Origin of the sequence: Bacillus sp. FSL W8-0640, assembly GCF_038007725.1 — a bacterium.
Taxonomy (GTDB): Bacteria; Bacillota; Bacilli; order Bacillales; family Bacillaceae_G; genus Bacillus_A; species Bacillus_A cereus.
This window is the reverse complement of sequence record NZ_JBBOXT010000001.1, coordinates 2,454,590-2,480,740: the sequence shown is the minus strand read 5'-3', so window position 1 is coordinate 2,480,740 and position 26,151 is coordinate 2,454,590. Positions and strand designations below refer to the sequence as shown.

Below are 26,151 nucleotides of genomic sequence, written 5' to 3'. Positions count from 1 at the left end.
CAAACATTACATACCACCTCCTTTCATTAAGAAAGTGAGAATGCCACCAACAATTCCGCCAACTATAAGTCGCAAAATCCAGGTAGTATTGGCGCTGATTTTATCTAGCTGTTTGTTGATATTGATAATGTCTTTCTCGTTACCTGTTGTCCGCATTTCTAAACTTTTAATCTCTAAACGAATGTCCTTAATATCTTGCTTTATTTCTTGAACATCGCTTCTTACTTCTTGTAACCCTTCCACTTTGACCACCTCATTTCAAAATAAAAAAGAGAGACAGTTATTTGTCCCTCTTTTGTTATAAAAGTCGTATTTTGCACAAAATAAAAAACAGCTTATGGCTGCTCTTTTTGTATGTTATTTTCATTAGTTGGTGTTGGCGGTTCTTGAGATGGATATTTACCTGTAAGTGATGCATAGCACTCTAAACAAATGTTCTTTTTCGCAAATCCCATATCTAGTGGATACAAACGAGCTCCGCGTTTACATATTTCACACAGCGTAGCAATCCGAAACTTTACGGTCCCATCCATTTCTCTCCATACTTCAACCCTGCTAACACCTTTTAGAAGACCTGCATTACTTAACATATCAGCAGGTATTTGAACAAAAATCCCTGTCTCTGTGCGCTCTGCATCCACCAGCCTCCCCACAAAAGGAAAGCCTTCACCTGCTTGAAGTGGCATCATTTGATTCTCATTCATTCTTATTTCTCCTTTCTATCCAAGTGCGTTAAATTTCCAACCACTTGGAGTACTTGTATAAAAACCAGCTCCAGCATTACCGTCTGTAAAACGAATATGCCCCCATTGTTGGAATCCACCGCCACCTAAGTTAACTCCCTGCATTGCTCGTATATTCCTAAAGATTTTAACTTCTTTTTCAGTACTTATATCAAACGTTTGTCCGTCTGGTGCTGGAGATATATTGTTATTCACACCACCTACAGCAAGTGCGTTAAACGGCTGAATACCATCTGCTCTTTCTGCTGCAGCACGATCCCAATTATACATAGATGCATATTTGCCACTGTATAACGTTACACCACTTACACAAATCGCTGTCCCTTGTCTCATGTCAGCATTTCCAGAACAAACTTTAATAATCAATGCGTGTTCTTGTGGAATATAGTTTGTCGGGACTTTGAAAGTAAAAGAATACCTTCTGATTTCTCCGTAAAATGTAGACGGCTCAGGGAAGTCCATCTTTTGTTCACTCAATATGTCGTAACTAACGTTGTCTCGGAATTTAACGCAACACACGTGTATTCTCGGTTTTCCTGTCTTTCGCACGCCATTTATCATGGCAGTTCTAAAGTGTGCGGATGCTGTATATTCGTTACCAGGATGTATACCATTATTCACGATTGCTTCTGGATAGTTATACATATCTACCCTTGCAGCATTCACCATTTGCTCGTAGTCAAATATATGTGTATTCTTTTCTATTACGACATTTCCCCATGACTTCCAAGTAAGACCATATCCACCTTCAAATCCATAATAATCGTTATGTCCGATATTTTTCTTTGTAACACTAGAAAAGTCTGGATCTGCTATTAGGTTTCGTCTTGATACCGCAGTTGTTTTTGTGCCCCATTCGTCTTGGAATAGGAAATCTAGCATTTTAACAGTTACACCATCTTTATCAATGGTTATCTTATCACCATCAATTCTAATAAGATTTGTGTCAATGCCTTTTGCTGTTAACCATTTGACCATTGTATCGGCATTAATATTCAGTTTCTCAGCGTCGATTGTAATCTTACCAGGTGACATATTGATAGAAGTAATGATACCGTCTTTTAAAATTTGTGCTAAGATCCCTTCATCTAACACTTCTAACCTAGATTCCGTTTTCTTTACATAGGCATTATAAGTCTCATTTATAAACGTTTCTTGTTTTCCAGAGATGATTGAAACGCCTTTTTCAGTAGCACTAATACTTCTTTCTAATTCAGTTACTTTTTTAGTGTAATCTTCAGTTGCTACTCTATTAGCGATATCCTCTATCATTTTATCAACATCCGTTTGATCTTTCGGGTGTAACCAAGATTCTGTAGCTATAGTGCCACGTTGTAACATAGGTGCAGCACACCATAAACGCCCATTTCTTGTAACGTAATAACGCCATCTCACAAACGCTGCATTGGCTGGTGCTTTATCTGTACATACAGCACGAACCCATGTATGATTTACAACCTTGATATTCGTTCTAGCTGTTTTAATACGAGTTTTTTTATCAGTAGTCCACCATTCAATTTCAATAAATGCACCGCCACTATCAATAGGTGTTTTCCCATCAGTATTGAAATAACCCGATGCAACAAAATCTTCGTTAACCTGACACTCAATGAATTGACTTGTAAGTCCCCACCAACGATCTTGAGTCTGGCCAGTAACGGTAATTGCAAATGTATTCATACCTTTGTATTTTAAATTCGTATCAACAGAACCAGTAGCTCCATTACCACTATTCCAAAACCAATATTTTTGCCCTAACTTAAAATCAGCATCACGCAACTCGTTGACAGTACCTAAACCACCAACATAATCCTCAACATCTTTCTTTTTCATTGCTAGTTTCAATTCTTCAGATTGTTGCTGTATGGTTGTAGCAGCCTGAGTTAATGTTTTCCCTTGCTCAGTTTGTGTTTCCTGTAATTTCTTAACGCTTGCAGTTGTTCCTTCTGCATTCTTTTCTACAGTGTTAACACGTTCATTAAAAGAGGTTTGTGTTTTTTCTACGCTCTCCAACTTCTCACTAGTCTGGCCAGCTTTTTCTGTAATTTCAGTTGTGGTTTTCTTTAGATTATTAGTTGTTTGCTGCACCTCAGAGATTGTCTTTTTCTTAACTTCAGCAGTCTCTACCACTGTATTTAATTTTTCAGTGATTTCACCATCTTTTTTTGTTAACGATTCAATAGATTTAGTAAAGCCCTCGTTAGTTTGTTTTAATTCAGAAACAGTTCTATTAATTTCACCTTGAGAGTTTTGTACATTTTTAATAGTTTGCGAAACTTCTTGAAGACTATTTTTAACTTCCTTGAATTGTCCATTGGTTTCACTTTGCGCTTCTTCCACTTTTTTGTTTAATTCTTCTTTTGTGAGCTGAATATCTTTATTAACCTGCTCCAGTGTATCTTTTTTAATTGATTCCACGTCAGGAATAAGAAGCTCCCAACCTTTACCGTTCCACACTTTTAAAATACCAGGTTTACCGTTACTAATATCTCGCCATAATGTTTTACCTACTATAAAATTATCAATTGGTGGATTTTTAGCTTCAATAATATTTACCGTATTATTTTTTAGGTTTTCCTGGACCTTTTCAGCAATTTTCTTAGCAGATTCAGATTCTTTTTGAGCATCATTTGCTTTTTCAGCAGTCTCTTTAACCAATTTATCTAGCTGATCTAAAATTTCTTGTTTACTACCTAATGAAGCCAGGACTTTATTATAGAGCTTACGTAATTCCTCGTTTGGATCAACAATTTCACGGTAATCACCAAATACATATTTATCTTGCATCGGATCTTTAAATGACTCATCGCCAGCGATTGCTCGTGCTTCAAGGTATAACTTGGGTGTAAATCCAGTATCTTTAATTCGGATTGTATCTCCTTCATTAATTAACTCATGTCCCAATCCAAACACACGACCAATTGATTGTGCTTCAACTTCATAAGAAACAGATGTGTTTACACGTTTTTTCATCTCTGTTTTCATAAGAGTCATTAAACGGCCTGGAGTTATATCTTCTTCTGTCTCTGGAGTATAGAATCCGAATTTATGCTTTCCTTTTTCATTCCAGCGCTGGAACGCATCATTATCTACGATGTACGGCAAACCATTATTAATACTCTCAACTGTAATTATTTTATCTCCTTCACCTTTAACGAACCCTATAAGCGCTGTACAGATATTTTGAGAGTTTTCAATACGTTTGATCCCCATTAAATCTTTACCAAGAGTTACTTCTTTACCTATTTCTCGACCTCGCTTCTTAACCATATCCACATAACGACCAACGAATTGATTACCAATAACCTCAGCACGATACACAATTTCCAAATCAAAAAGAGAAGCGATATCCTTTAATAATTTAAGCGGATCGATAGGTTCATTGATAGTCATTGTATGAAAACCAGAGTATTCTGTACGACCTCGTTTCCACTTTGTCCCTGTTAAAGCTATGTCAATAAACTCATTGACCGTTTTCCCTTCAATTCGTTGAGGATTGATAACACCTGCTTTTGTTAATAAAATCCACTCACCAGATGCATAAGTAATTACGGATCTATCATTAGAAACTTTTTCAGCTTCAGTAATTACATACGGTACAATAACACCGCTACGCACCTCTTTTAATACTAAGTTTTGTTGCATGAGTGTAGCTGCTTGTTCTGTACCATCAGCCGTTGTAAAATCAAACTTATCAATATTGTTTTTGATTTCCCAATGCCGTTTATCATCCCAATAATCTTTAGATTGGATAGTGGAAACAATTTGTTCTGTTTGAAAATCAACAACATGAAGTATCCCACTTGGTGTTCTCATCTAAATCGCTCCCTATATTTAACCTTTGCTTTTCCTATATCAGAAGGAATAATTTCAAGTTTATTCGTACCTTTATTGATAACAGGAAAATTACTAAAAATATCTTTTATGTTAATAGCGTTTTTCCCTTCAATACTGACACGACTGTTTTCTGTATCAATCACGACTTTGTCACCAACATCGACTATATAAGGCGGTGTATTTTGATTATTTAAATTCACTTTCCAAAATTTTAAATCAGAAACTGTCATCGCTTCTACTGGCGGAACATCTTGCCACTGCATGATACTAATCTGTATTTGAGCTGCTTTTTCCATATGTTTATTGTCTTTATCGGTCCACCTTGCAAAGCGTTCTGAATCATCTTTTTCTGTTCCAGGAAGAAATTTTGAAATATAAGCTTCCCAATCATTACCGGTTCTAGCGATCCACAACCTACCATAATACTGATTCCATGTATTTGGATAATCACCACTCTCATAAATTAAACCTGTTTTTCCAGGCTTATTATCATATCCAATTACCATCGTTCCAAAATTTTGTTCAGCTTGCCAATAGAGGTCATTCATGGCAATTTTTGAAAGAACTTTGCTGTTTTCATCGAGTATCGCTATCTCAACTCGTCCCATTTCATTGATCGTTTTACTTTTACATGTAACGTGGGCTTGCATAATAAAATCTTGTACTGGCCCACCAGGGATACTCTTCTTAACAGCTGCACCATGCCATCCATTACCCGATCCATAGTCCGAACAATAGAATTGGTAACTATCTGTTTTCATTTCACCAACTGGATTACCGTCTTCCATAGAACTAACCTTACTCCATCCTACAGTTGTGGACATTTCATCCCATATAAGACGTTGATTTCTTTCTACAGGCAATTGCTCCAATTTTAATGGCATTCCAATACGGAAATAATCCGACTCCTTTGCATATTTTTCTTCAAACCATACATCTAAAAAAGTATGTTGTTTTTTAATATCAATTTCAATAATCGGATTTGAATGTACCGAGCCTTTGTTTTGGACATTAGCAACTAACCCACTAACATCTTTTTTAAAATCAACCGTTTTCTCATTCCCTAACTTATACGGCATTGGACAAACAAAGTTCAAACTACCTTTACCTAAAGTAACGAAATCTTCAGGATCAAAATCTTCATCAATAACTGCCAGGTATGTCCTATCAGGTGTTACATCAAAGACTAATTCAACAGGTTTTTCTGTAATTAACCACCCTGCTATTTCTTCTTTTAATGTTTCTAGGTCAGATCCATCAGGAACAATAATTCCGACCGGAACAGGTAAAACTCGCATTTCAGTTTCTGTCGTTAATAATCTTGCACCTGGATAACCTGGAACACTTAGAAATTTCCGTTTTAACGGCGCCCACGCTGGTCTTTTCCATCCCTTTTCTATTTGAACAAAATCTTTGCGTATGTCGTTAAATGTAAAAGAACTCATACAGTTACCCCAATTCTTTATAAAATAAAAGAAACCCAAACCTAAAAGTCTGAGTTTCTTTTTGCTTCTCTTTCTTGATATTCGGTTGTATAGCGATAAGTACCGCGTGCCACGTCTCTTCCTTCTAAATTAACAGGCACTTCAATAACTAAATCTCCACCAAGCATTGGAATGACTCCGCCACTAGAAGATGAACCAGATCCGTAATTAATCACTTGATTTGATACGCTGCTTGCCATAGCTTGTCTACTATTTGACATGCTTCCATACACACCACTCATGACACTCTTTAATCCTGATAATTGACTCACAGAACTAGCCATCATACGGCTCATGTCAACCATTAGTTGATTTATTTCTCCCGGCATAACAAATTGTTGTCGTGGCATGGCCGCCACAATTCCTGCACCAATATCTCCAAGTGTCTTTTTATTCAATGGTAAAACCGCTTCTTTTCCGGCTTCTCCTGCACCTTGCAAGTTTCCGCCATTCATTCCAAAGATAGTCGGTTTAGTGAAGATACCACCTTTTGCACGCCAATCTATATTGAGTCCAGAAGGGAATGTAATATCTTTTCCTAAAATATTTTTTGTACTAGTTTGTAAGCTGAAATGTGGAAGAGGTGGCATTTCAGGCTTAGGGATTTTCAATTTCAGATTTTCAAAGAATCCCTTTATCTTACTGACAAACTCTTCTACTTTTCCAACCGCATCTCGTATTGGATCAATAATAAATCGTTTTGCTGCTTCAAATTTTTCTTGTGCTGCACTCTTTACAGAATCGAATTTTTCTCTAGCTGAATTATATAAATCAGTAAATTTTTGCTTTGCCTGATTATAAGCGTCTGTTACTGGCTGAATAACATATTGCTTCACTAAATTCCAAGCTGTAAGTGTATAAGATTTTATAGATTCCCAGTTGCTTAATATCCAATTTGCTAATTCACCAAGTTTTTGCTTGGTTGTATTCCATAAGTCTTGAACAGGTTGAATTACATACTGTTTAACCAAATTCCAAGCCATAAGAGTATACGATTTAGCAAGTTCCCACTGTGAGCTTAACCAAGAAATCAAATCACTGAATTTTTCTTTTGTTGTGCTCCAAGCTTCCTGGACTGGCTGAATAATATATTGCTTAAGTAATCCCCATGCCACTTGGGCCACGGCTTTTGCAATTTCCCATTGTGTACCAAGCCATGTAACCAATTCGCCGATTTGTTTACTCACCCAATTGTAAGCTTCTTGGATTGGTTGAATAATATACTGACTTATCGCTGCCCACGCAATTTGTACCCCTGCTTGGATTAATAACCAACCAGCCTCAAGGACCGCAGAAATCAATGAAATGATAGGGTCTAAGACCGTAAGTACAGTATTCCACGTTTCCTGCCAAGCTTGTACGAGTGTTCCCCACAATTCTGAAGCTGTTGTAACTAAAGAAGTCCACCAAGAAGACGCCGTTTCCACAATACCTGACCACAAACTACTAAAGAATTCACCTATTGGATCAAAGAAACTATGCATCATTTCAGTGAATGAGGCCCAAGCTCCTGAAAAGAATTCAACAATAGAATTCCATGTACTACTACATATTTCACCTATCCCTGTCCATAAATCGCTAAAAAATTGCCCTATTGGATCAAAGAATGAATGTATTGTTTCTAAGAAAGAACTCCAAGCTTCACTAGAGGATTGAACTATCCCATCCCAAAGCTCTATTAAATATTCCTTAATAGAATTCCATGTATCTATAGTCCACTGTTTTATAGAATCCCAATTTTGATAAATGGCAATTCCTAGAGCAACTATAGCTGCTATGATAATAGGAACTATGGCAACTATGCCTAGTGCGGCGGCGGCTCCGATTTCAAATACACCCATGACAGCTACAACTATTGGTGCAATTGCCATAAGTGCTCCTGAAATTACCCCAATAGCCGTTGCAACAGCTGCTAATGTCGCTGCTAATTCTGGATTATTAGAAATCCAATCAGCAATACTAGCAACAACATCAGCAATTACTCCTAGTATAGGTTCAAGAGCCATTTGCAAATCACCCATGGCTTTTTGGAACTTTACAGCTGGGTTTGCATCTAATTTTTTAACAGATTCATTTAAGTTATCTTGATTCTTCTGTAAGTCTACAGTTTTTTCTGAAGCCCTTATTAAAGTGTTAGTTAGATTTTGCCCTTGGTCTTCAAACATAGTGGCTAGAACTTTAACCCCAACTTGATTTTTCTTAACCGGGTCTTCTATTCCGTCAATAGCTTTAGCTACTTCTACCATCGCTGCGGCGCCATCTCTTCCGCCTTTAGCCACAGATGCTCCCCATTTTTCTATTTGTTCAGTTGCAATACCAGAACCGTCAAGCGCTTCTTTTAAAGCCTTATCAGCCCCTTGTGCGAATTCGGTTAATTGAATCCTACCTTCTTTCAGTCCGTCTAAGAGATTATCAATATTCCAACTACCTGTTTCAACGCCTGCTTCCATAATTGCTTGAACTTCCTCAGCTTTAAAGCCTGCACGAGTTAGCTGACTACCATATTCAGCAATGATATCTAGCTGTTCTGGTGGAAATCCCATTTTTAACAACGCATCAACCATACCAAGAGCACTATCTTGTGTTATTCCTAATTCATTTCCTATTTCATATGTTTCTTGAATTAATTCTGTAAAATCTATCCCTTCATAAGAAGCTGAAATGGCTGCCGCTCCCCTAACGATTGCTGCATTTGCTTCATCACTTATATCTTTATTTAAAGCCCATTGCCTACGGACTCCTTCTAAAGACGCTTCTGCATCAACACCATAAGCGGTAACACCTCTAATAGCTTCCTCTACTGATTTTTTAGAGGACTCCGGAACATCAAATGTGATATCGATCTTTGTTTTTAATTTTGACATATCTATCGCTTTTTCAATAGCTGTTGCAATTCCGCCACCAGCTGCTAATCCACCAATAACGTTTTCTAATCCTACTTGTAGTCCTTCAAATTTCTTCTCGGTTCTACCAGCTTCTTGTTGTAATTCTCTTAACTCATTTTGTACTTGCCGTATGGAGTTTCCAGCATCCACAGATCGAAGGGCTCTTTGTAATTTTTCAATATCAGCTTCTGTACCTAATGCTTCGCGCCCAATAATCCCAATCGCTTGTTCTAACTGACGACTTGTAGCTGTTCCATTCCGAATTGCATTCACAAGACGATTCCCTAATGCTCCTGCAAAATCATCAACGCTTTTTCCTGTAGCTCTAAACAATGTTTCTAATTGCCTTGTGGAACTCGCTACATTCTCCTGCTCAGCTTTCATGTTTCCTAGTTTATTTTTAAGACCATTAAGTGACCCTTCTGTAAATTCAATCTCACGCCTAAATGCTCGATACTGTTCTTCAGAAATTTTACCGTTTTGGAATTGAGCTTGTACTTGTTGTTCCGCTGCTTTCAATTTATCTAGCTTTTGCGTTGTATTTTCTATTTGTTGTGTAAGTAATTTTTGTTTTTGAGAAAGTGCCTCAATATTCCCAGGGTCAAATTTTAACAAACGCTCGACATCTTTTAATTCTTTAGCCAAAGCATCACTTTGTTTATTTACATCTTTTAAAGCATTTTGTAACGGCTGAGTATTACCACCAATTTCTATCGTAATCCCTTTAATTCTCCCTGCCATTTTCTCACCCCTTTCTTAGAATGAATCGAAGTCTTTTTGATTTGCTTTTCTAACTTTTTCTTTATCTGGATTCTCTAGCTCAGCAAATTCAGCAATGTAATCAAAGCAATCACCGATTGTCATATCTTCTAAATCCCAGCTTGTTAATTTCGCTTTATAACAAAGAGCAAGAAACAATTCAGTAGTAAATTCCTCATCACTGAATGTCCCTTGCTCTCCATTATTTTTCTTTATTTTTTTTTTGCACCCATTGTGACCTGAACTAATTCCATGACTTCTGGCATAATTTCTTCAATCGGGAATTCTTCAAATTCATCTAGCCACGTCATAGGATCAGGAATATTTGGATCAGCGGTTTTAGCATATAACCAAGTTAAATCATAAATAAGTTCAAAATCCACATTGCTTAAATCAACATTAGACATATCAAGAGGTTGTTGTGAGCCATCTGGTGAAGTTAACGTACTAATTGCCCCTAAACCCATCAAATCTGCAAATAAATTACGTTTAAATTGAGCCTTATAACGTTTGACTGTTGCTGCTGTAGCTTTTAATCTGACTTGTTTTCCATCTATTGTAATTTTCTTTTCCATTCACTTACGCCCCTTTTGGTAATGCAGGTACTTTTGTATAAACTTTTTTGTACCAATTATCATAGATTTCTTGTTTTGATTTAGTGGTAGTTTTCGTTTTAACCATACGTTTTCCATTAATATCAATAGGGCTTGATACAAATTTAAGCTCATTTGTATTTGGCTCCGCTGAATTTGTTTTCGTTTTAGATGCAAGTGTTGGACGACTTGCTGAACAGTTAAACATAACGTGTCGAGTCGCTCTTACATCACCATCGAATTCAAACAATAATGCAAATGATTTTCCTTTTGCATCGGCTAATTCATTTAACACACCATCTTCTTCGTCTAATTCCTCACCTAATGCATCAATTGCAAATTGCTCGGGAATATGAGCGATTGATAAAGTGCCATCATACCCTTGGTTATTACTTGCTGCGTAGTAAAGCATGTCATCTGCATAGAACTCAATTAAATCCCCTCGTGGATCAAATGTTAATTCAACCGCACCTGGTAATCGGATCGGTGTACTGAATGTAACTACACCATCTTTAATGTCATAGAGTGCATAATGGACATTTTTCAGACCAAACGCTACTTTGTTTTCATTCATTTATATCAACCTCGTTTCATATATTTTTTGATACATTTTTTCAGATTCAATAAAAGTCTCATACGAGTCATAAGAAATATCATGATTGTCTAGGACTTTTTCAAGTTTGGCTTCTGCAACTAAGTCTTTTTTAGTTGTATAAAGCTCAATATTTGCATCGTCTATCTTGTGATACACCTTGTTATCAGCCATTAAATTTGCTGATCCATCCACAAGGAAACATATATAAGGTGGCGCTGGAACTGGCTTGGTCGGCGTTGCTGTGAAATGCGAATAAGCCACAGGATAACCTGTAGCTTCAAGAATTTTTGTTAATGCACCTAATGTCATTGTTGAATCACCCTTTCAATACGTCTTGGCAACTCATCAATGACATACTGTTCAACTGGAAGGATATGAACTTGTGCTGGTACACGGCCACCACCCACTTTTGCGTGTCCCTTTTCTAAAAGATGTGTTAATTGACCTTTTGTATTGTGAACGACAAAACCATTACCTTCTTTTTTTTTACGCCACCCTTTACGGTAAGCACCTGTTTTTTTAGGGCTGCCTTGCCTTAATTTTTCTACAGCGACATCAGCTACTTCTTCTTCTGCTATCATTAACTCTTCTTCCACAACATTTGCATATCTTTGCAATTCTCTAGCAAGTTCGCTCGCAAAATCATTCATATTAAACATGCTCCTTTGCAATAATAGTCAATGTTTGATACATTTCATCATCATTCATTGGCGGTTCGATAATGTCAAAGATACGACCTTTCATATTGATTCGCATTAATTCTGTAATACCTGTTGTATAAGGCATCACAAACCGATAAATTCGTGTAGATTGTGATGCTGAAGCTTCAATGTACTCCGAACCTTTTACCGTTTTTATCATTGCCCATGCTTTTTTTACTTCTTGCCAATTACCTGGTTCAACTTCTTGATTTAATTCATCTTTTATTACTTCAGGTTGTTCAATGATAATTCGATTTCTACAATCGCCTGTATTCAGTGGTTTCTTGTACTGAAAAGGACGCATATTAATCACCGTCCAATTTAATTTCTTCTAATGCTTTATCGATACCTAAACTATTAATTTGGCTTAAAAAATTCTTGTCAAAATACTCTAATGCATCGTTATAAACATAACGAGAACGTTCAAAGACTAATTCTTTGAACTCCTCGTCTTTATTTAAATCATAATTCCCACAAACCCTAAGTAATGCCTTGTTAGACGTAGAAAGGATGCGCTTTAGGTTATCATCTTCCTCATCACCTAAATGCATCCTCTCTTTAAACTCCTGTATAGTTACATCTGAAATTACTGTATCCATTCACATCATCCTTGTGTCGGTGGCTTTACTTCTTCAAGTTTCAATGTATAAACTTGTGAAGTGTATTTATCCTTCGGCTTACCTGTAGCGTGTTGTTTGGCAATATAAAGTGTCGCATCTTCTAAAGCGAGTGTTTCATTATACTTTTGGATTGGCTCCGTTCCACCCATCGCTGCAATGTACTCCCCTTTAACAAAGAACACCACTTGTCCTTGAGGTACAAATACAGATTCTGTTGGGATTGGATTAAAAGGTAAGCTCGTTACATATACACCTGCCGCATTTTGAGTTGTAGCATTTGCTTGAATATCAAAAGTATCGAATGGATTTGTTACCATAACTACTTTACCAGCAATATTTTTAGGTCTATCTGCATCTGTTTTACCATCAGGATTTAATTTTTTAGCCAATAATTTAACCACGCCTTTTAATTCATTAATTGTTTTACGACCTGGTTCAAACGTTAAAGTTCCTGCTGGCTTTTTATCTGGATATACTCCATTCACTACACTTCCGCTAGGATCTTTTAATAACCCAATTGGTTCTTCTTTACCTGTCCCTACTACAAAACCACGTTCTAAACCTACTGACATCGCTTCTGTAATCATAGTACGAACATATCGTTCTACCCATACTGGACCAAGCTTCAACATATCATTCGCTAATGGAATAAATGCTGTTAATTTCAGTTGAGTAATTGACTCTTTTCGGAATGTAGCATTTAATTGTCCTTTAATATCACCAAATAACGGTCCCCATACAGCTGCACCCTCTGGATCTCCATAAATAAATTCTGTCACGGCTCCTAAATTCTCTAAACCGATATGCTCTAGCAACGGATGACCTTGAACTAAATCATCAAAAATTCTCTCTTGTGTTGTTTTAGGCAAAGTCTCAGTAGATTTAAAACCACCCTCTTCAACAACGGCATTAAAGAACTTCATTTCTTCACTTGTTAGTACATTAGCACCGCGAGATTGCATAATAGAACGATCTACCATTGATTCATTCACTTGATTTAAAATATCTGCTCGTACATCTGTAGCAAGTGCTTCAATCATGGAGTTTAATGCTACTGATTGTTCTTCTGCGGTACCATCCTGTGTTGCTTTTGCAAAAGCTAGTTTTTTCTCTTCGAAATTATTAAACTTAATAACCATATTTTATTTTCCTCCTAAATTTAAAAAGAGCGTACTCAAATTCTGTTTTGTATGAACAGGTTTTTGAATAGGCTCTTTTGGATTTGTATTTGTTTGTAAATCATTCAGAATTTTATTTTTCAAACCTGATAATGCTGCATTTAAATCTTCTTTTGTAATCCCTTGGCCTTTGTTCATGGTTCCATTTCTAAAGCCATCGATTACTTTCTGTGGAAGCATGGCAGCAGTAGAAGCTGAAGCTGTCATTTTTACCTGATTATCCATAAACATAATTTCATCCACAAAATTATTTTCTAACGCTTGTTGTGGACCCATCCACGTTTCTTCAGCCATCATATTAAGTAGTTCTTTTTCTGATTTACCGCTTTTAATGACATAGGCGTTTACAATTGCTCGATCTGTTGTTTTTAGCATTTCGGCAGCCTTTGACATATCGCGATGATCTCCACCATTCCACATTGAAGCGTTATGAATCATGATTTGTGCAGTTGGAGAAATTCGGACTTTATCAGCAGCCATTGCAATAACAGAAGCCGCACTTGCAGCCAAACCAACAATTTGAACTTCCACATGACCGGGATAATTTTTCAACGCTGTGTAAATCTCTGAACCTTCGTGTACATAACCACCAGGACTATTAATTGATACAACTAAGTCATCGCCATTTGCATCTTCAAGCGCTTTAGAAATCTTACCTGGGCTTGCAGCATCCATTTCAAACCAATCATAAATCCACGCTTCATCATTTGAAATGATTGGGCCTTTAACGTCAATTTTCACCGTCATTTTGTTTCTCACCTCCTTCAGATTCAGTTAATTTCGTATAGTTTTTCGTAATATGATGTGTATTTAAATTAGGATCATCTGAAATTTCATATCCTACTTCTAATCGAATTTCATTTCCTGTAAATGCACTTGAAGAAATGAGTTTATCAATACTTGTAGCGAGATCAAATATACTTTGATAAGATACAGCTTTAACTTCAATTTTTTTACCTAAAAGATACTCTTCTTTTTCAAAAAATTTAACGTTAGCTTCATCAGAAATCTTTTTCAGCAAAGGTTTCACTGTGAAAAGCATGTAGTTTTTAGTTTGTTTTTCTACATCAGCCATTTCACCATAGATTAAAGCTGTAGGTATCCCCATTGCCATTGCTACTTGATTTAAAAAACCATTTGTAACTTTATTTATTTCTTCCACACTAGGGCCATTAGCAGATCCATTATAAACTTCTTTGTACTCAATTCCTTTTTGCTGCGGAACAATAGCAATATCTTTCTTACCAATTGCTTGATACATGTCATCTATGAATTTCTGTAACTTATCCACTTGTTCTTGTGTTTTAGCACCGATCATATCCATATCAACTACGCCACGAATTTGATTTTTTCGTTTCTGAGAACTTAAAATTCTTCCGAATAAGTCCCCATAATCAGCAAATAGTCCATCGATAAGTGGTGATAACTTATCATTTCGATATTTCAAATGGATAACTTCACTTTGTTTAAAACTTCTCTTAAACTGATAATCTTTTACTGTGACATTCGTAAAGGTATCTTCAAACACAGCATATTCGTTATGTTCAAAGTCATCAGCAATAAGTAAATCGCCATCATCAGCTTGAATAGCTAAACATTCATTATCATAAACAAGCTTTCGAATGAATATTTCCCAAAATGTACTTGCTGTCATGTTTTTATTCGGCCTAACATTTAACCGATAATATAGTTCGTTTTTTTCGAACTCTTCACCATTTTTCACCCTAAATTCTGATTGACTAATTGTTCTCCCTAATAAAGATATACAAGTATCAATAGCTAATCGCTTCATGTGGACTCTGTTCGCTGTATCAATGAACATATCTACATCAAACATAAATTTAATTTCCTTGTTTTTGTTTAATACATCACTGATCCATCCAATTATCATCACCCCCTTTATTAGAATTTAATATTGCCTATAACAAAATCAGTAGCTTCTTGTATCTCATCCGCCCGATAAAGAGCATGAACAAAACACTGAAATCCATCTGTTTTTCGACGAACAGGCTCTTTCTTTTCGTATATTTTATTTCCATCAGCTTTGATAACAACCAACACATTTTGCGTATACCAACGCATTAGTGGATTATCCTCAAAAATAATTTGTTTATTTGCAAACGCCATTTCAATACGTGGAGCTAACAAACTATGAATTGCTTTTGGGTTTCGTATAACTTCTATTTCAAACCCTTCTGCTACTAATAGTGGTCTTATTGCTTCCATACGGAAGTTATCCGCTATAATTTTTTTAATCCCATATTGTTCTCGCATTTCTACAAACCAATCAACAATGTGTTGAGGATTAATAGTCGGTTCATCAACAACTGTTAATAATCCTTGCTCTTCCCACTCTTTAATTGGAGCGAATTTTTGTTTCTTGAACTCGCCTGCTTTTTTAGAATATCCGTAATAGATATCAACAAATTCTTTTCGTACGAAGGAATGAGTTTTAAAAATGTATTCCCCATTTTGTCTAAATAAAAGACCACATGCTGCAAAGTCCCGAATACTTGCAAAGTCTAACGCCCCTATGCATTCTTGAGCATATAAATCAGGAAAAGGACGATTTGTAGCAAGAATTTCTGACCATTTTGCAACGGACCGTTCTAAATTTGTAACAGGTAAGTTCATTCGCTTTGTCATGAACTCTTCTCGGTTACTTGGATCGTCCTCTAAATCCTCATACTCTTCTTTTATTGTTTCAAGTAAGCCTTCAGCATACTCACTTAACGGCTGAGATAACATTGGATTCGCCATTTCCCAATTATCGATTTCATCAACTTCTTTTTCATCATTTAATTTACAGATGAAAGGGAACAGCGCATTCGGACGGGCTTCACCCTTTAAAACTTTCATTGCCTTTTCTTTTAATTTATCTAAGAATCCATCTCTTACATATCCATCTGTACCAATGTAAAACTCACGCGGATTTTTCTTTTTTCCCAAACCACTGATGTGAACACGGACATCTTTATTGCTTTCATATTGATGGACTTCATCAAACATTACAGCGCCATCGCGAAGACCATCTTTTGTGTCTCCGTTTGATGTTCTAAACTTCACTACACTTCCAGTCGATTTCGAAATGGTTTGTGTTAATGTTGTTTTAAAAGCTCTTTGTAAAACTTCATTTCTTTTAATACATTTATGAATTTCATCTGGACTTGTTTTTGCTTGCTCTTCACTGTTTGCAACAACGGAAATGTTATATTCAGGAATTCCATGTAATTCGCTTATTAAAAAGTGAAGAATAACTGTCATTAAACCATTTTTACCGCCGCCACGGCCAAGCATCCACAAGAATTTACGATAAAATACACGGCCATTTTTCTTATAAAATAAAAAGACGAATGCTATTAAGAATTTTTGAAATGATTGTAATGGAAAGTACCACTTTTCACCAAAGCGGATACACTTCTCGATCATTTCATCATCAAAATACAAGTCGTCTCTGTTTAAAACGTATTTTTCCAGGTATTCAATTAACAGTTCTCTTTCATTATTGAACTTTACTTTACCACTTCTATAAAGTTCATTGTATTCATCTACATATTTTTGCCTAATCATACTAAATCACTTGGACTGTAACCCGAATTAGAAGCACCAACTTTAGGAGAAAGTTTTATATCTCTTCCCAAAGCAATTAATGAACTGTTAATTTTATTCCTCTCACTTATAAGAGGGTGGGCTTTAACAAAAACTTGAGAACCGTTTTTTATCGTTACAGACTCGCCTTCTTTATTAATAGTTTTATTTATTTTTCTAAATGCTTTTACAAGATCAATATATCTTTCTACCTTTTCAACTTCGACTAAATCTGTAATATCAATACTATTCATAAGCTGTTCTTTTAATCTCACAATACTAACAGCCATCTACCCACCCCCTTACGTGCGTAAAATCGAAAAAAACCTGACAGTTAACCCCCTCCTCCGGTGCCCCTTAGAGCAATTTTTGATGAAATATTTTAAAGGGGGGTATTATTATCGAACCATTTTTACCACTTTTCATCGTTTTCCCATTTGTTTATCTTTTTTACAAACACTCTTCCATGTTCTTTATTATGGCAATCCACACAGACTGTTTCTAAGTTACCTATTTCTAATGCAAGTTCTGGATGATGTTCAAGCTCTTTGATATGATGGACAACCAACTGTATCTTCTTACGCTTTGCACTCTCACTGTATTCATTGGTGTCTGTTTGTACTCGACCGTTTCGTTTACATTCCTGGCACTCATAGTTATCACGCTTCTTTACTTGCTCACGTATACTCTTCCACTCACCACTGTCATAGAACTTGCGCTTCTGTTGTTTTGTTTTATACTCTTTCATTTGTCTTTACCAAACATTCCTTATTACCTTTATCTCTTTCCAATAAATTTTTTATTGGTGTTTGCATGAGATATTCTACAGAATAAAACATAGGTTTCTGTCCATATAGTTTGTAATACTTGAATCGTTTAATATCAATCCCAGCCTTCTTGTACGCTTTCTCATGTGACTTAAGGTATTTGATATATGATTTCTTATCAATAGGTATAAGATCAAGTGCAGAAATCTTACTATTTAAAACGCTATCCAATTATCCTCACTCCTTATCTTCAATCTCATAATAAACTCCATCCTCTTCTAAGAATTCTAGAAGAACATTGAAGTTATTACTTTGTTTTATTACATCTCACATTGCACCTTCATACCCATAATGTTCTTCGATGTATTCCGCCATCTCTTTGAATTGTTTATTTTCAAAGTAAATATATTCATTAGGTCTGTCGCGGTCTAAATAAATGATCTTTCCTTCGTATTCATTGTTCTTCATCAATAGCATTAAGAATAATTGCCTCCTCCAGTTTAATTCGTTCCATCTACCTCATTCCTTTCTGATAATTACATTTTTCCTTCTTTACCCACCGCCTTAATTTCCAAGCAAAATACTTTTCTTTTAACCGTATAAAAAAGAAGGGTTTAATTCTTTATGAATCGCCTTATTACCATCGCTCACTAAAACTCTATTTAAAAAGAAATAGCACCCGTCATGAGTGCTATTTCTTTTCATATATGGCACATAAAGTCTCACATTTTTCCTAATCATCTGATATCATTGTTCACAAAAATTTATTGTTATTAAATAAACATAATAAATATCTTCCTTTTATGCTCTATTCATCAAACTAATTCACACTCTATCCTTAAATCATCATCCTGATTCCCCACTATCGTACATTTCTTTATTCCAATTATACCTAATTCGAACAATATATTTTTATCAAATTCTCCTTTACCAGAAGCTTCAATCAAATCATTGACTATATGTGACACAACTATACCTTCGTTATTTATCCACATACCATTTCTATCCTGATCGCCTCCTGCATGATGCAGCGCTAAAAGCTCCCATTTGTTATTAAAGGCTGGTGAACCGGAAGATCCCAAAAGTGTATCTGTATTGTACTTAATTTTATAACCTTGTATACCATCTAAACCGTTATCCTGAATAACTACTTCTTTTCTTCTTATTTCTGGATGCTGTATGATATTTACAAACGAACCAATTGTTATTTCCTTTTGAGCAATTAAAGGAATATATCCCCATCTTATCCCTGGAACCACTTGCTGATTCTCATTTAAATTATTCAATTCGGTTGGTTCTTTCTTGTTTACACGCACTAAAGAATAGTCTAATTCTATATTCGTATAAAAAAAGCTTTTTGGATTTAACGTGTAAACATCTATAGGTTCAGGGTTACCATTAATATCATTTTGAAAATTAAATATAGCTTTAGCTTGCTCAGCTTCTGTGACACTAGGTAAAACATGATGATTTGTGAGCAATAAATCATTAGATACTAAGAAACCCGTAGCGCCTCCGTTAGTTAGTTGAATACAAACTACTGGTTTAGATCTTTCTACACCAAATTTAAGAAAACTGATAGGTAGAAAATTAGCGGAATTAATTTGCCTCTCCAATTTACTATCCTCAAGGTTGTTATCTTCATTCAAATCACGAATGTTTTTTCGTATCATTTCAAACATTACTCTTCTACTCCTTCTATTATCGATTGAATGTATTACTAAATAAAATAGAAAAGGCCGATTTTTATCGACCTTTCGAATATCTTACTAAACAGTTAATAAAAGTTACCTCCACAATATCTACTCAGCCTAATTCAACCTCAATTTTCACTTTTACTTTCGGTAACCCTTCTTCCTTTGTTTCTTTAAGCATTCCCAGTGCCTCCTTAATTTGTTCACTAGCACCTGGTTGTACAAATACCGCTCTGCCTTCTTGATCAAACTGAATGTCATTAAATTTAATACCTGTAATATTTAACATATAAATCCTCCTTACAATGAATTTCATATATATCTTGATTATAGTTATTACTTTGATACATTGTTAATATTATAATCATCAAATATATTAATTTTACAAAAACAACATTTAACATTTAATATTTAATATTTAATATTTAATATTTAATATTTAATATTTAATATTTAATAGTTTTACTACTTTAATGAATTATTATTGATTTAAACACGATGACTTTCGAAGTCTACTTTAAAACTAATTTCATTGCTTAATTTGTCACCCATACAAGCTACAAATGCTGCCTCAAAGGCACTAGCTGCTGCAGGAACTGCCCCTTCCAAACTTGCCGGAGTTAATAAGCTTGCTCCCGCTGCTACAATTGCAGCTTTCACACCTGTATCAAAACATTCATTTGCCGCGTCAATTAATGCTTGCTCTAAATTTAAAGGATAACAAACTTGAGCATAAAGCCTATATCGCTTCATTAGAACTTTAACGCCATTTAAACTCACCTTAACACCATCTGGTAAATCAATTGAAGCTATTGTTTTTTGTGGGCAATTATCAGCTTCGTCTTTTATTACCCCTTCCTTATCTGCTTCGAGTTCGTTTAAATCATATTCCTTCACAACCTTGTTTAAGTTTTCATCCAATGTTTCCGTTTTAATTTTCATTTTATCACCTCACACATACAATCCCCGATTCAAATAAATTTATCCAAATTCTCTTTAAATATTGTTCATTAAATTTTTTTCGAAAAATTCATTCAATTCATTCAAAACTAATCGCATGTTTTTAATCCTCTTTTATTTCCTAAAGAAATACAGTTCCTGCAATTAATTAGTTACATTAGCCAACTTATAAAAAATGTAATTCCATACTTCTTTCCATCTCTTAATGCTTTTTTCTAAAACTGCTCTTGAACAGAATTTGACTAACAAGAAAATTTCAAAAACTCCTCTGAATAAACTGACTCATTCAATCAGCACTATTGAAGTGTGTAACGAATTTCATTTCTTTAAATATTTCAATTTAGAATCGCTTAGATTTATAAATCTATCTTTGCAAGCCCTATTTCCACCATTTCTCACAATACAAATATATCATGATAAATCCAAAACAACCGGCACATTTACTGCCAAAAAGCGGTCATAACTCTGCCACTTATTTTAACCCTTCTAACTATACCTTACTCTTATGTATTTCTCTCTCATGAGTTATCCATATCTTATATTTTGTTTAACCGCTTAAATCTTTCAACCTCTTTATATCATTAACTTTGTAACGTTTTATATTTCGAGTTACACAATTACTACGATTTGATTAAGTGCATTTATATGAATATTATTTTTAAAGATTTACAAAAGAAAAAGCACAAATCTATTTTCATAGATTTTGTGCTTTTCTCTATTGCTCAAGATATTTAATTTGTAAATATTCTATTACTATTAGAAAACTCTAACTTTCCATCCGTACTCTCCACCTCTTGTGTCTGAAGGAGAAAAGATTTTCACTTTATATTTTCCATATCCATAAGAGTTTAAATCTACATTTAATTTGTAGTTAACAGCTCCTGAAGCATAAACCTTAGAAGGGGACAGTGTTTTCCCATTTGGTGTATACACTTTGAATTGCAAGTCAGTATTTAATACCGTATTGTCTAACCAAAAATTAACTTCATCCCCCATGCTACTTTTAATATTATACGTTATATCTTGACTTGTCCCATTATTAGGAAAAGAAAATTCTCCTTCATCAAGAATAACTGCACCAGCAAGAGTTTGAACATTAGAAATAGGCTTCTCCAATTCCGCTGCACTTACATTTGTTGATGTTAACATGCTTAAACCACCTAATCCAATTGTGGCAACTAGTGCGATTCCTACAAATTTTTTCATCTTTTTCATTTTAAAATCCCTCCATATTTAATTTTTGAAAGGCTTATTTCCCTTTACAACTCACAGTTTAGGGATTACCAACAAAAGAGTAAATATATAAAATATTACAAAATATTACATTTTTCTTGAATTGCGTATATTTATCGATTGGGTATAAATGATAAAGTTCTAAATACAGAGATATCAATACAAAAATCAATAATTTATGCAAAAGAAGTATAAAAATTTATTATCTTAATATTCCGCACTAATTTGATAAAATATTCCATTTAATTTAATAGCCTTATATTTTAAATTTACTCATTGCTTTATCCATTACATCTTGGTTTACTCCTATATATCTTAATGTTACACGTTCGCTAGAATGATTGAATATCTCCATTAGCAAAGCAATGTTCTTTGTCTGTAGGTACATGTGGTATCCGAATGTCTTACGTAGTGTATGCGTTCCAATCTCATCTAATCCAAACACTGCTGCTGTACTGCTAAGTATTTTATACGCCATACTTCTTCCAATAGGTCGATTCCTTCCTTGCCTACTCTTAATTAGATATTCATAATCTGCCATACCTTCGATGTACCATCTTAGCTCTCTTCTTAGTGCTGCAGTAATTTGGATACGTTTCTGCTTCCCTGTCTTCATTTCACGTATGGAAATATGACTTCCCTTTAAATCCCCAACCTTCAATTTTAGAATGTCACTTATACGTAAACCTGTATTGATTCCCATTAAAAACAAGATATAATTACGCTCACTCTTTTCTTTTAAATACTCTTTAATTTGTTGTATTTGCTCTGGATCACGTATCGGTTGAACGAAATTCATTATTCATTACCTCCCGTTTCTTCTGTCTCATAAACTTCTAATCCAAGTGCAAAAGCAAGTTTATAAAACGCTTTAGACTTCCAACGTCGATAAGTGCGCTCTGACATCCCTATTTCGTTATAAACCATGTAATCACATACGTCCTCTTCTTCTAAATAACGTCTATAAATAATATCTCTTTGGATACTTCCAGCACGTCCATTTCCTAATCGATTTAGAAACTGATCAATGCGTACTGACATTCTTTCAAGCCACTCTTCTCGTTTGCTTTGTTGAATATTTGCTATAGCAACATCTTCTAACGGTTTACCAACTGCATGTGTAGGACCGTGCTCACGTATATCATAAGAAGGAGTGACTTTCATTTCTTTACGCATCATCCCAAATTGTCTATGTATACGTACGCTTTCCAACACACCTTCTAATTCCTCTTGTGTCGCTGTTCTATCAATTTTTGGTAAGAAAGATAATTGTTTAGTCATGTAAGACCACTCCTTTATATTTTTTTAATTACTTTTGTCTTAAAGCTCCACGTCTACGTTCATAACAAGGTCTATGCATCCCCATTAAATCCTCAATTTCACGAGTACTTAATTTCTCTTTTTGTTTTTTCTTGTTTTTCTTCTTTCCTTGCTTGGACTGCTTTTTCCACTCGCGTAATTGGTCTTTTAGTACCTTCATCCTTCCACATCTCCCTTTTCAAAATAAAAAGGACACCTATTCTTAAAACAGCTTTCATTGCTGCTTTAATGAATTGGTGCCCTCTAGTTTTCTAGCCGGACTATATTCTGTTTGCTTTGCTTTAAAAGGATTATTTTGTTCAAATTCTAGATAAATGTTAATATTCTTCATAAAGAAGGTCTTACTGATGAAAAAGATTTTTTGACATTTTCATAGCAATTTTCCTTTTAATAATTTTATATTTTGTTGGTACATCACTTTTTTTGAACCAGCCTTAAATTAAAACAAACCATAAATTACCACTATGATTATTTAATAAACATTCCGTCAATAATGTAGTTAGGCAATAGCCTGAACTCATTTAATGAATCCCTAACCTTTCTCCGATCCCCACGGAGAACCAGCCAAGCAGTTAGCTTTTGCTAGCTGCTCTTTTATTGAATAAATTTCTAAAATATGTTAACAATATAGATACACCAAGGTTGAATACGAATGACCATTAGGCTCTTCTTATTCACTATGCAGTTAGCTTTTGCTAACTGCTTTTTTATTGCGTTCCGACTCTTGCTTCTTAAAGAATTCTTTAACCGCGTTTTCTCAATAAATGCACATTATCCATCCCCCCCTTGAATAAATCCCTAAACCTTGTCCATACTATAAATACACTTGAGTTCTGAACTTCCTTCTTAACGTTTTTTTTCGGAGAGCAATTAGCTTATGCTAGCTGCTCTTTTAATTACACATTTTTGTCTTAGCACTCATATATTATTGAGAATTAAAAAATCAACTCATGTATAAAGGGAAAGTATTCTTTTTCATTACTCCACTCCCTCTTTAAATAACAATGTTTGAATAAGGTTTTTAAAGAGGGAATACATTTAAAAATCTTGGTTACACTGTAAACAGGCTCGTGAATAGCCAATTTTACTAATACCCACTCTATGTCTATTACCTTGGGCCGAGCAATTAGCAAAAGCTAATTGCTCTTTTATATTGAGTTAATAATAAAATTTAGGTCTTATTTCTTTTCTACATCATATAATTTTAACCTAAACATCCAGCTCAAAGTGTTACCTCCTATCTTAAAGAGCACTGATGCATGGTGCTCTTTTTAGTTTCCTTATCTCTACAAAATGAAATTTTTATACAAAATACACACAACTAAATTCACATAATTTCATATGATATATTGCATCATTTCTTTTTAGAATGGATAGTCGTTACAGAAGGGCGCTTTCCGAAGCGCTCTTTTTTAATATCCCCTGCACTAAATAATTTTTGAATTATATCTTAATTTCGAGAACACTCACAAGTCATAGGTTTACAATAAGTCTTGGTCAGAAGAGCACTTAGATATGGTGCTCTTTTTGGTATGGAATTTAAATTAGAGGCTTGCTCTTAAAACCTATTATGTAATTTTCATAGGTTTTTTCCTTACACCCCTGTGTCTGTTTACTCATAAGTTGTTAAAGTATAAATATAAATTGATAGTTAATTTATAAGGGAGGTGTAAAAATGAGTAAATTTAAAAAGCATTGTTGTCACATACCCTTTCCTTTACCTCAAATAGGGCCTACTGGATTAACCGGTGCTACTGGACCTTCGGGACCTACTGGAGCTACCGGACCTTCCGGGGGACCTCGGGGACCTACCGGACCTACTGGAATTCAAGGTAACCTGGGACCTACTGGACCTCAAGGTATTTCTGGACCTCAAGGGATTCCTGGGATTTCTGGATCTATTGGTCCAACTGGACCTTCTGGAATTCAAGGTATCCAAGGCACCCAAGGCATTCCTGGCATTCAAGGCCCTATTGGACCCACTGGAATAACGGGGGTCACTGGAATTCAAGGGATTCCTGGTATTCAAGGGATTCCTGGCATTCAAGGCATTCAAGGGATTCCTGGCCCGACCGGACCCCAAGGGATTCCTGGCATTCCTGGTTCTGTAGGTCCAACTGGGCCTTCTGGAGCTGTTGGACCTACCGGCCCTTCCGGGGGACCGCCAGGACCAACGGGCCCGACTGGACCTTCCGGGGGACCACCAGGACCAACCGGAGTGACTGGCCCAACTGGACCAACTGGGTCACCAGGACCAACCGGACTTCAAGGTATCCAAGGCATCCAAGGCATTCCTGGCCCAACTGGACCTCAAGGAAGTCAAGGGATTCAGGGGATTCAAGGTGATCCAGGGCCTATTGGTCCTATTGGACCCACTGGAATAACTGGGGCAACTGGAATTCAGGGTATCCAAGGTATTCAAGGTAATCCAGGACTTATTGGACCTATCGGCCCGACTGGCCCAACTGGGCTTCAAGGTATCCAAGGCATCCAAGGCATTCCTGGGCCTACTGGATTACCAGGAACCGCTGGAGCTACCGGACCTACTGGGCCTGCCGGTCTTACAGTATCTGGCTTATCCCAGTATGCTTATGTTTTCAATACAGCAGCTCAAGTTGTTGCCTTAGAAGCACCTATTCTTTTTAATTCACACGGTAGAATCACATCCGGTTTTACTCATACGCTCGGAACTTCTCAGATGACAGTTATTAATGCTGGAGATTATAAAATTTCTTTTTCTGTATCAGGAGTTGAACCTAATCAATTTGCCCTCTTTTTAAATGGGGCTCCCGTTACCAACTCCATTTATGGATCAGGTGCAGGTACTCAACAAAACAATGGGCAAACAATTCTCACTTTAGCAGCAGGTGATATTATTACCCTTAATAATCATACTTCCGCTGCTGCGGTTACTTTGCAGACTTTGGCAGGTGGAACACAAACAAATGTAAATGCTTCAATTGTAATTGAAAAGTTAGATTAATTTAATCATTTGTTTCCTGAAACTCTGTCAGTAAATAACCTGGGTTGGATTCTTTTTTCAACAAGCAGTTAGCTTTTGCTAGCTGCTCTTCTATTTTGTTCCTACTCCTATTTCCTAAAAAATCTTTACTTAATTCCTCCTTGAATAAAATCAATAATTCAGCATATAATATCTATGCATCTAGATTATTACCTTTGTATCGAGCAGTTAG

General features: G+C 35.6%; 28 protein-coding genes. 1 reads left to right on the top strand and 27 read right to left on the bottom strand.

Annotated elements, in window-relative coordinates:
- Positions 1–6: 6 nt before the first annotated feature.
- The 27 genes from N2V80_RS12825 to N2V80_RS12695 all read right to left on the bottom strand — a co-directional run bounded on the left by N2V80_RS12825 (position 7) and on the right by N2V80_RS12695 (position 23,117).
- Positions 7–243: a hemolysin XhlA family protein gene (locus tag N2V80_RS12825; RefSeq protein ID WP_000398738.1), complete on the bottom strand. Its 237-nt coding sequence runs from the start codon at positions 241–243 to the stop codon at positions 7–9.
- A gap of 92 nt (positions 244–335) precedes the next feature.
- Positions 336–704, bottom strand: coding sequence for a hypothetical protein (locus N2V80_RS12820; protein WP_061654353.1), 369 nt, complete (start codon positions 702–704; stop codon positions 336–338).
- Positions 705–719: 15 nt separating this feature from the next.
- The gene (locus N2V80_RS12815; RefSeq protein ID WP_061654354.1) at positions 720–4,559 is read right to left on the bottom strand and encodes a phage tail spike protein; all 3,840 of its coding nucleotides are present in this window, start codon (positions 4,557–4,559) and stop codon (positions 720–722) included.
- Positions 4,556–6,025, bottom strand: a complete 1,470-nt coding sequence (locus tag N2V80_RS12810; protein WP_061654356.1) for a distal tail protein Dit — start codon at positions 6,023–6,025, stop codon at positions 4,556–4,558. The genes N2V80_RS12815 and N2V80_RS12810 overlap by 4 nt, the downstream gene beginning before the upstream one ends.
- A 41-nt stretch (positions 6,026–6,066) precedes the next feature.
- A complete protein-coding gene (locus tag N2V80_RS12805; RefSeq protein ID WP_061654358.1) occupies positions 6,067–9,690 on the bottom strand; it encodes a hypothetical protein in 3,624 nt (1,207 codons plus the stop codon).
- A gap of 15 nt (positions 9,691–9,705) precedes the next feature.
- Complete coding sequence (locus N2V80_RS12800; RefSeq protein WP_000477709.1) at positions 9,706–9,867, bottom strand: hypothetical protein; 162 nt, start codon at positions 9,865–9,867, stop codon at positions 9,706–9,708.
- Between the two features lie 53 nt (positions 9,868–9,920).
- Positions 9,921–10,283: a hypothetical protein gene (locus N2V80_RS12795; protein ID WP_061654360.1), complete on the bottom strand. Its 363-nt coding sequence runs from the start codon at positions 10,281–10,283 to the stop codon at positions 9,921–9,923.
- 4 nt (positions 10,284–10,287) lie between these two features.
- Positions 10,288–10,875 (bottom strand): major tail protein, encoded by a 588-nt coding sequence (locus N2V80_RS12790; protein ID WP_001004911.1) that lies wholly within the window; start codon positions 10,873–10,875, stop codon positions 10,288–10,290.
- A complete protein-coding gene (locus N2V80_RS12785; protein ID WP_061654362.1) occupies positions 10,876–11,205 on the bottom strand; it encodes a hypothetical protein in 330 nt (109 codons plus the stop codon).
- Positions 11,202–11,546: an HK97 gp10 family phage protein gene (locus N2V80_RS12780; RefSeq protein ID WP_000997571.1), complete on the bottom strand. Its 345-nt coding sequence runs from the start codon at positions 11,544–11,546 to the stop codon at positions 11,202–11,204. The genes N2V80_RS12785 and N2V80_RS12780 overlap by 4 nt, the downstream gene beginning before the upstream one ends.
- Position 11,547: 1 nt before the next feature.
- Positions 11,548–11,901 (bottom strand): phage head closure protein, encoded by a 354-nt coding sequence (locus N2V80_RS12775; protein ID WP_061654364.1) that lies wholly within the window; start codon positions 11,899–11,901, stop codon positions 11,548–11,550.
- Between the two features lies 1 nt (position 11,902).
- Entirely contained in the window at positions 11,903–12,196 is a 294-nt protein-coding gene (locus N2V80_RS12770; RefSeq protein WP_000381900.1) for a hypothetical protein, read from the bottom strand.
- 5 nt (positions 12,197–12,201) lie between these two features.
- Positions 12,202–13,356, bottom strand: coding sequence for a phage major capsid protein (locus N2V80_RS12765; RefSeq protein ID WP_061654366.1), 1,155 nt, complete (start codon positions 13,354–13,356; stop codon positions 12,202–12,204).
- Between the two features lie 3 nt (positions 13,357–13,359).
- A complete protein-coding gene (locus tag N2V80_RS12760) occupies positions 13,360–14,142 on the bottom strand; it encodes a head maturation protease, ClpP-related (protein WP_061654368.1) in 783 nt (260 codons plus the stop codon).
- Entirely contained in the window at positions 14,126–15,286 is a 1,161-nt protein-coding gene (locus tag N2V80_RS12755) for a phage portal protein (protein ID WP_061654370.1), read from the bottom strand. The genes N2V80_RS12760 and N2V80_RS12755 overlap by 17 nt, the downstream gene beginning before the upstream one ends.
- Before the next feature lie 11 nt (positions 15,287–15,297).
- Positions 15,298–16,965, bottom strand: a complete 1,668-nt coding sequence (locus N2V80_RS12750) for a terminase TerL endonuclease subunit (protein WP_340979943.1) — start codon at positions 16,963–16,965, stop codon at positions 15,298–15,300.
- Positions 16,962–17,273, bottom strand: a complete 312-nt coding sequence (locus N2V80_RS12745) for a P27 family phage terminase small subunit (protein WP_000301142.1) — start codon at positions 17,271–17,273, stop codon at positions 16,962–16,964. Before N2V80_RS12745 ends, N2V80_RS12750 begins: the two co-directional genes overlap by 4 nt.
- 122 nt (positions 17,274–17,395) lie before the next feature.
- A complete protein-coding gene (locus N2V80_RS12740; protein ID WP_061654580.1) occupies positions 17,396–17,731 on the bottom strand; it encodes an HNH endonuclease in 336 nt (111 codons plus the stop codon).
- On the bottom strand, positions 17,718–17,981 hold the full coding sequence (locus N2V80_RS12735) for a hypothetical protein (RefSeq protein ID WP_061654581.1): 264 nt from the start codon (positions 17,979–17,981) through the stop codon (positions 17,718–17,720). The genes N2V80_RS12740 and N2V80_RS12735 overlap by 14 nt, the downstream gene beginning before the upstream one ends.
- A 96-nt stretch (positions 17,982–18,077) precedes the next feature.
- Positions 18,078–18,227, bottom strand: coding sequence for a hypothetical protein (locus N2V80_RS12730; RefSeq protein ID WP_154695855.1), 150 nt, complete (start codon positions 18,225–18,227; stop codon positions 18,078–18,080).
- 338 nt (positions 18,228–18,565) lie between these two features.
- Entirely contained in the window at positions 18,566–19,432 is an 867-nt protein-coding gene (locus N2V80_RS12725) for a trypsin-like serine peptidase (protein WP_061654582.1), read from the bottom strand.
- 124 nt (positions 19,433–19,556) lie between these two features.
- Positions 19,557–19,733 carry a hypothetical protein gene (locus N2V80_RS12720; RefSeq protein WP_154695856.1) on the bottom strand — a complete coding sequence of 59 codons (177 nt, stop codon included), beginning with the start codon at positions 19,731–19,733 and terminating at the stop codon, positions 19,557–19,559.
- Between the two features lie 200 nt (positions 19,734–19,933).
- Positions 19,934–20,386 (bottom strand): hypothetical protein, encoded by a 453-nt coding sequence (locus N2V80_RS12715; RefSeq protein WP_061654583.1) that lies wholly within the window; start codon positions 20,384–20,386, stop codon positions 19,934–19,936.
- Between the two features lie 774 nt (positions 20,387–21,160).
- A complete protein-coding gene (locus N2V80_RS12710) occupies positions 21,161–21,619 on the bottom strand; it encodes a hypothetical protein (RefSeq protein ID WP_061654584.1) in 459 nt (152 codons plus the stop codon).
- Between the two features lie 274 nt (positions 21,620–21,893).
- Positions 21,894–22,436 carry a site-specific integrase gene (locus tag N2V80_RS12705; protein WP_061654585.1) on the bottom strand — a complete coding sequence of 181 codons (543 nt, stop codon included), beginning with the start codon at positions 22,434–22,436 and terminating at the stop codon, positions 21,894–21,896.
- Positions 22,436–22,918, bottom strand: coding sequence for an ArpU family phage packaging/lysis transcriptional regulator (locus tag N2V80_RS12700; RefSeq protein ID WP_061654586.1), 483 nt, complete (start codon positions 22,916–22,918; stop codon positions 22,436–22,438). The genes N2V80_RS12705 and N2V80_RS12700 overlap by 1 nt, the downstream gene beginning before the upstream one ends.
- 28 nt (positions 22,919–22,946) lie before the next feature.
- Positions 22,947–23,117 (bottom strand): hypothetical protein, encoded by a 171-nt coding sequence (locus N2V80_RS12695; RefSeq protein ID WP_016513937.1) that lies wholly within the window; start codon positions 23,115–23,117, stop codon positions 22,947–22,949.
- A gap of 1,515 nt (positions 23,118–24,632) precedes the next feature.
- On the opposite strand from N2V80_RS12695, the gene N2V80_RS12690 reads away from it, so the two are divergent.
- On the top strand, positions 24,633–25,940 hold the full coding sequence (locus N2V80_RS12690) for a BclA C-terminal domain-containing protein (RefSeq protein ID WP_061654711.1): 1,308 nt from the start codon (positions 24,633–24,635) through the stop codon (positions 25,938–25,940).
- Positions 25,941–26,151: the final 211 nt, after the last annotated feature.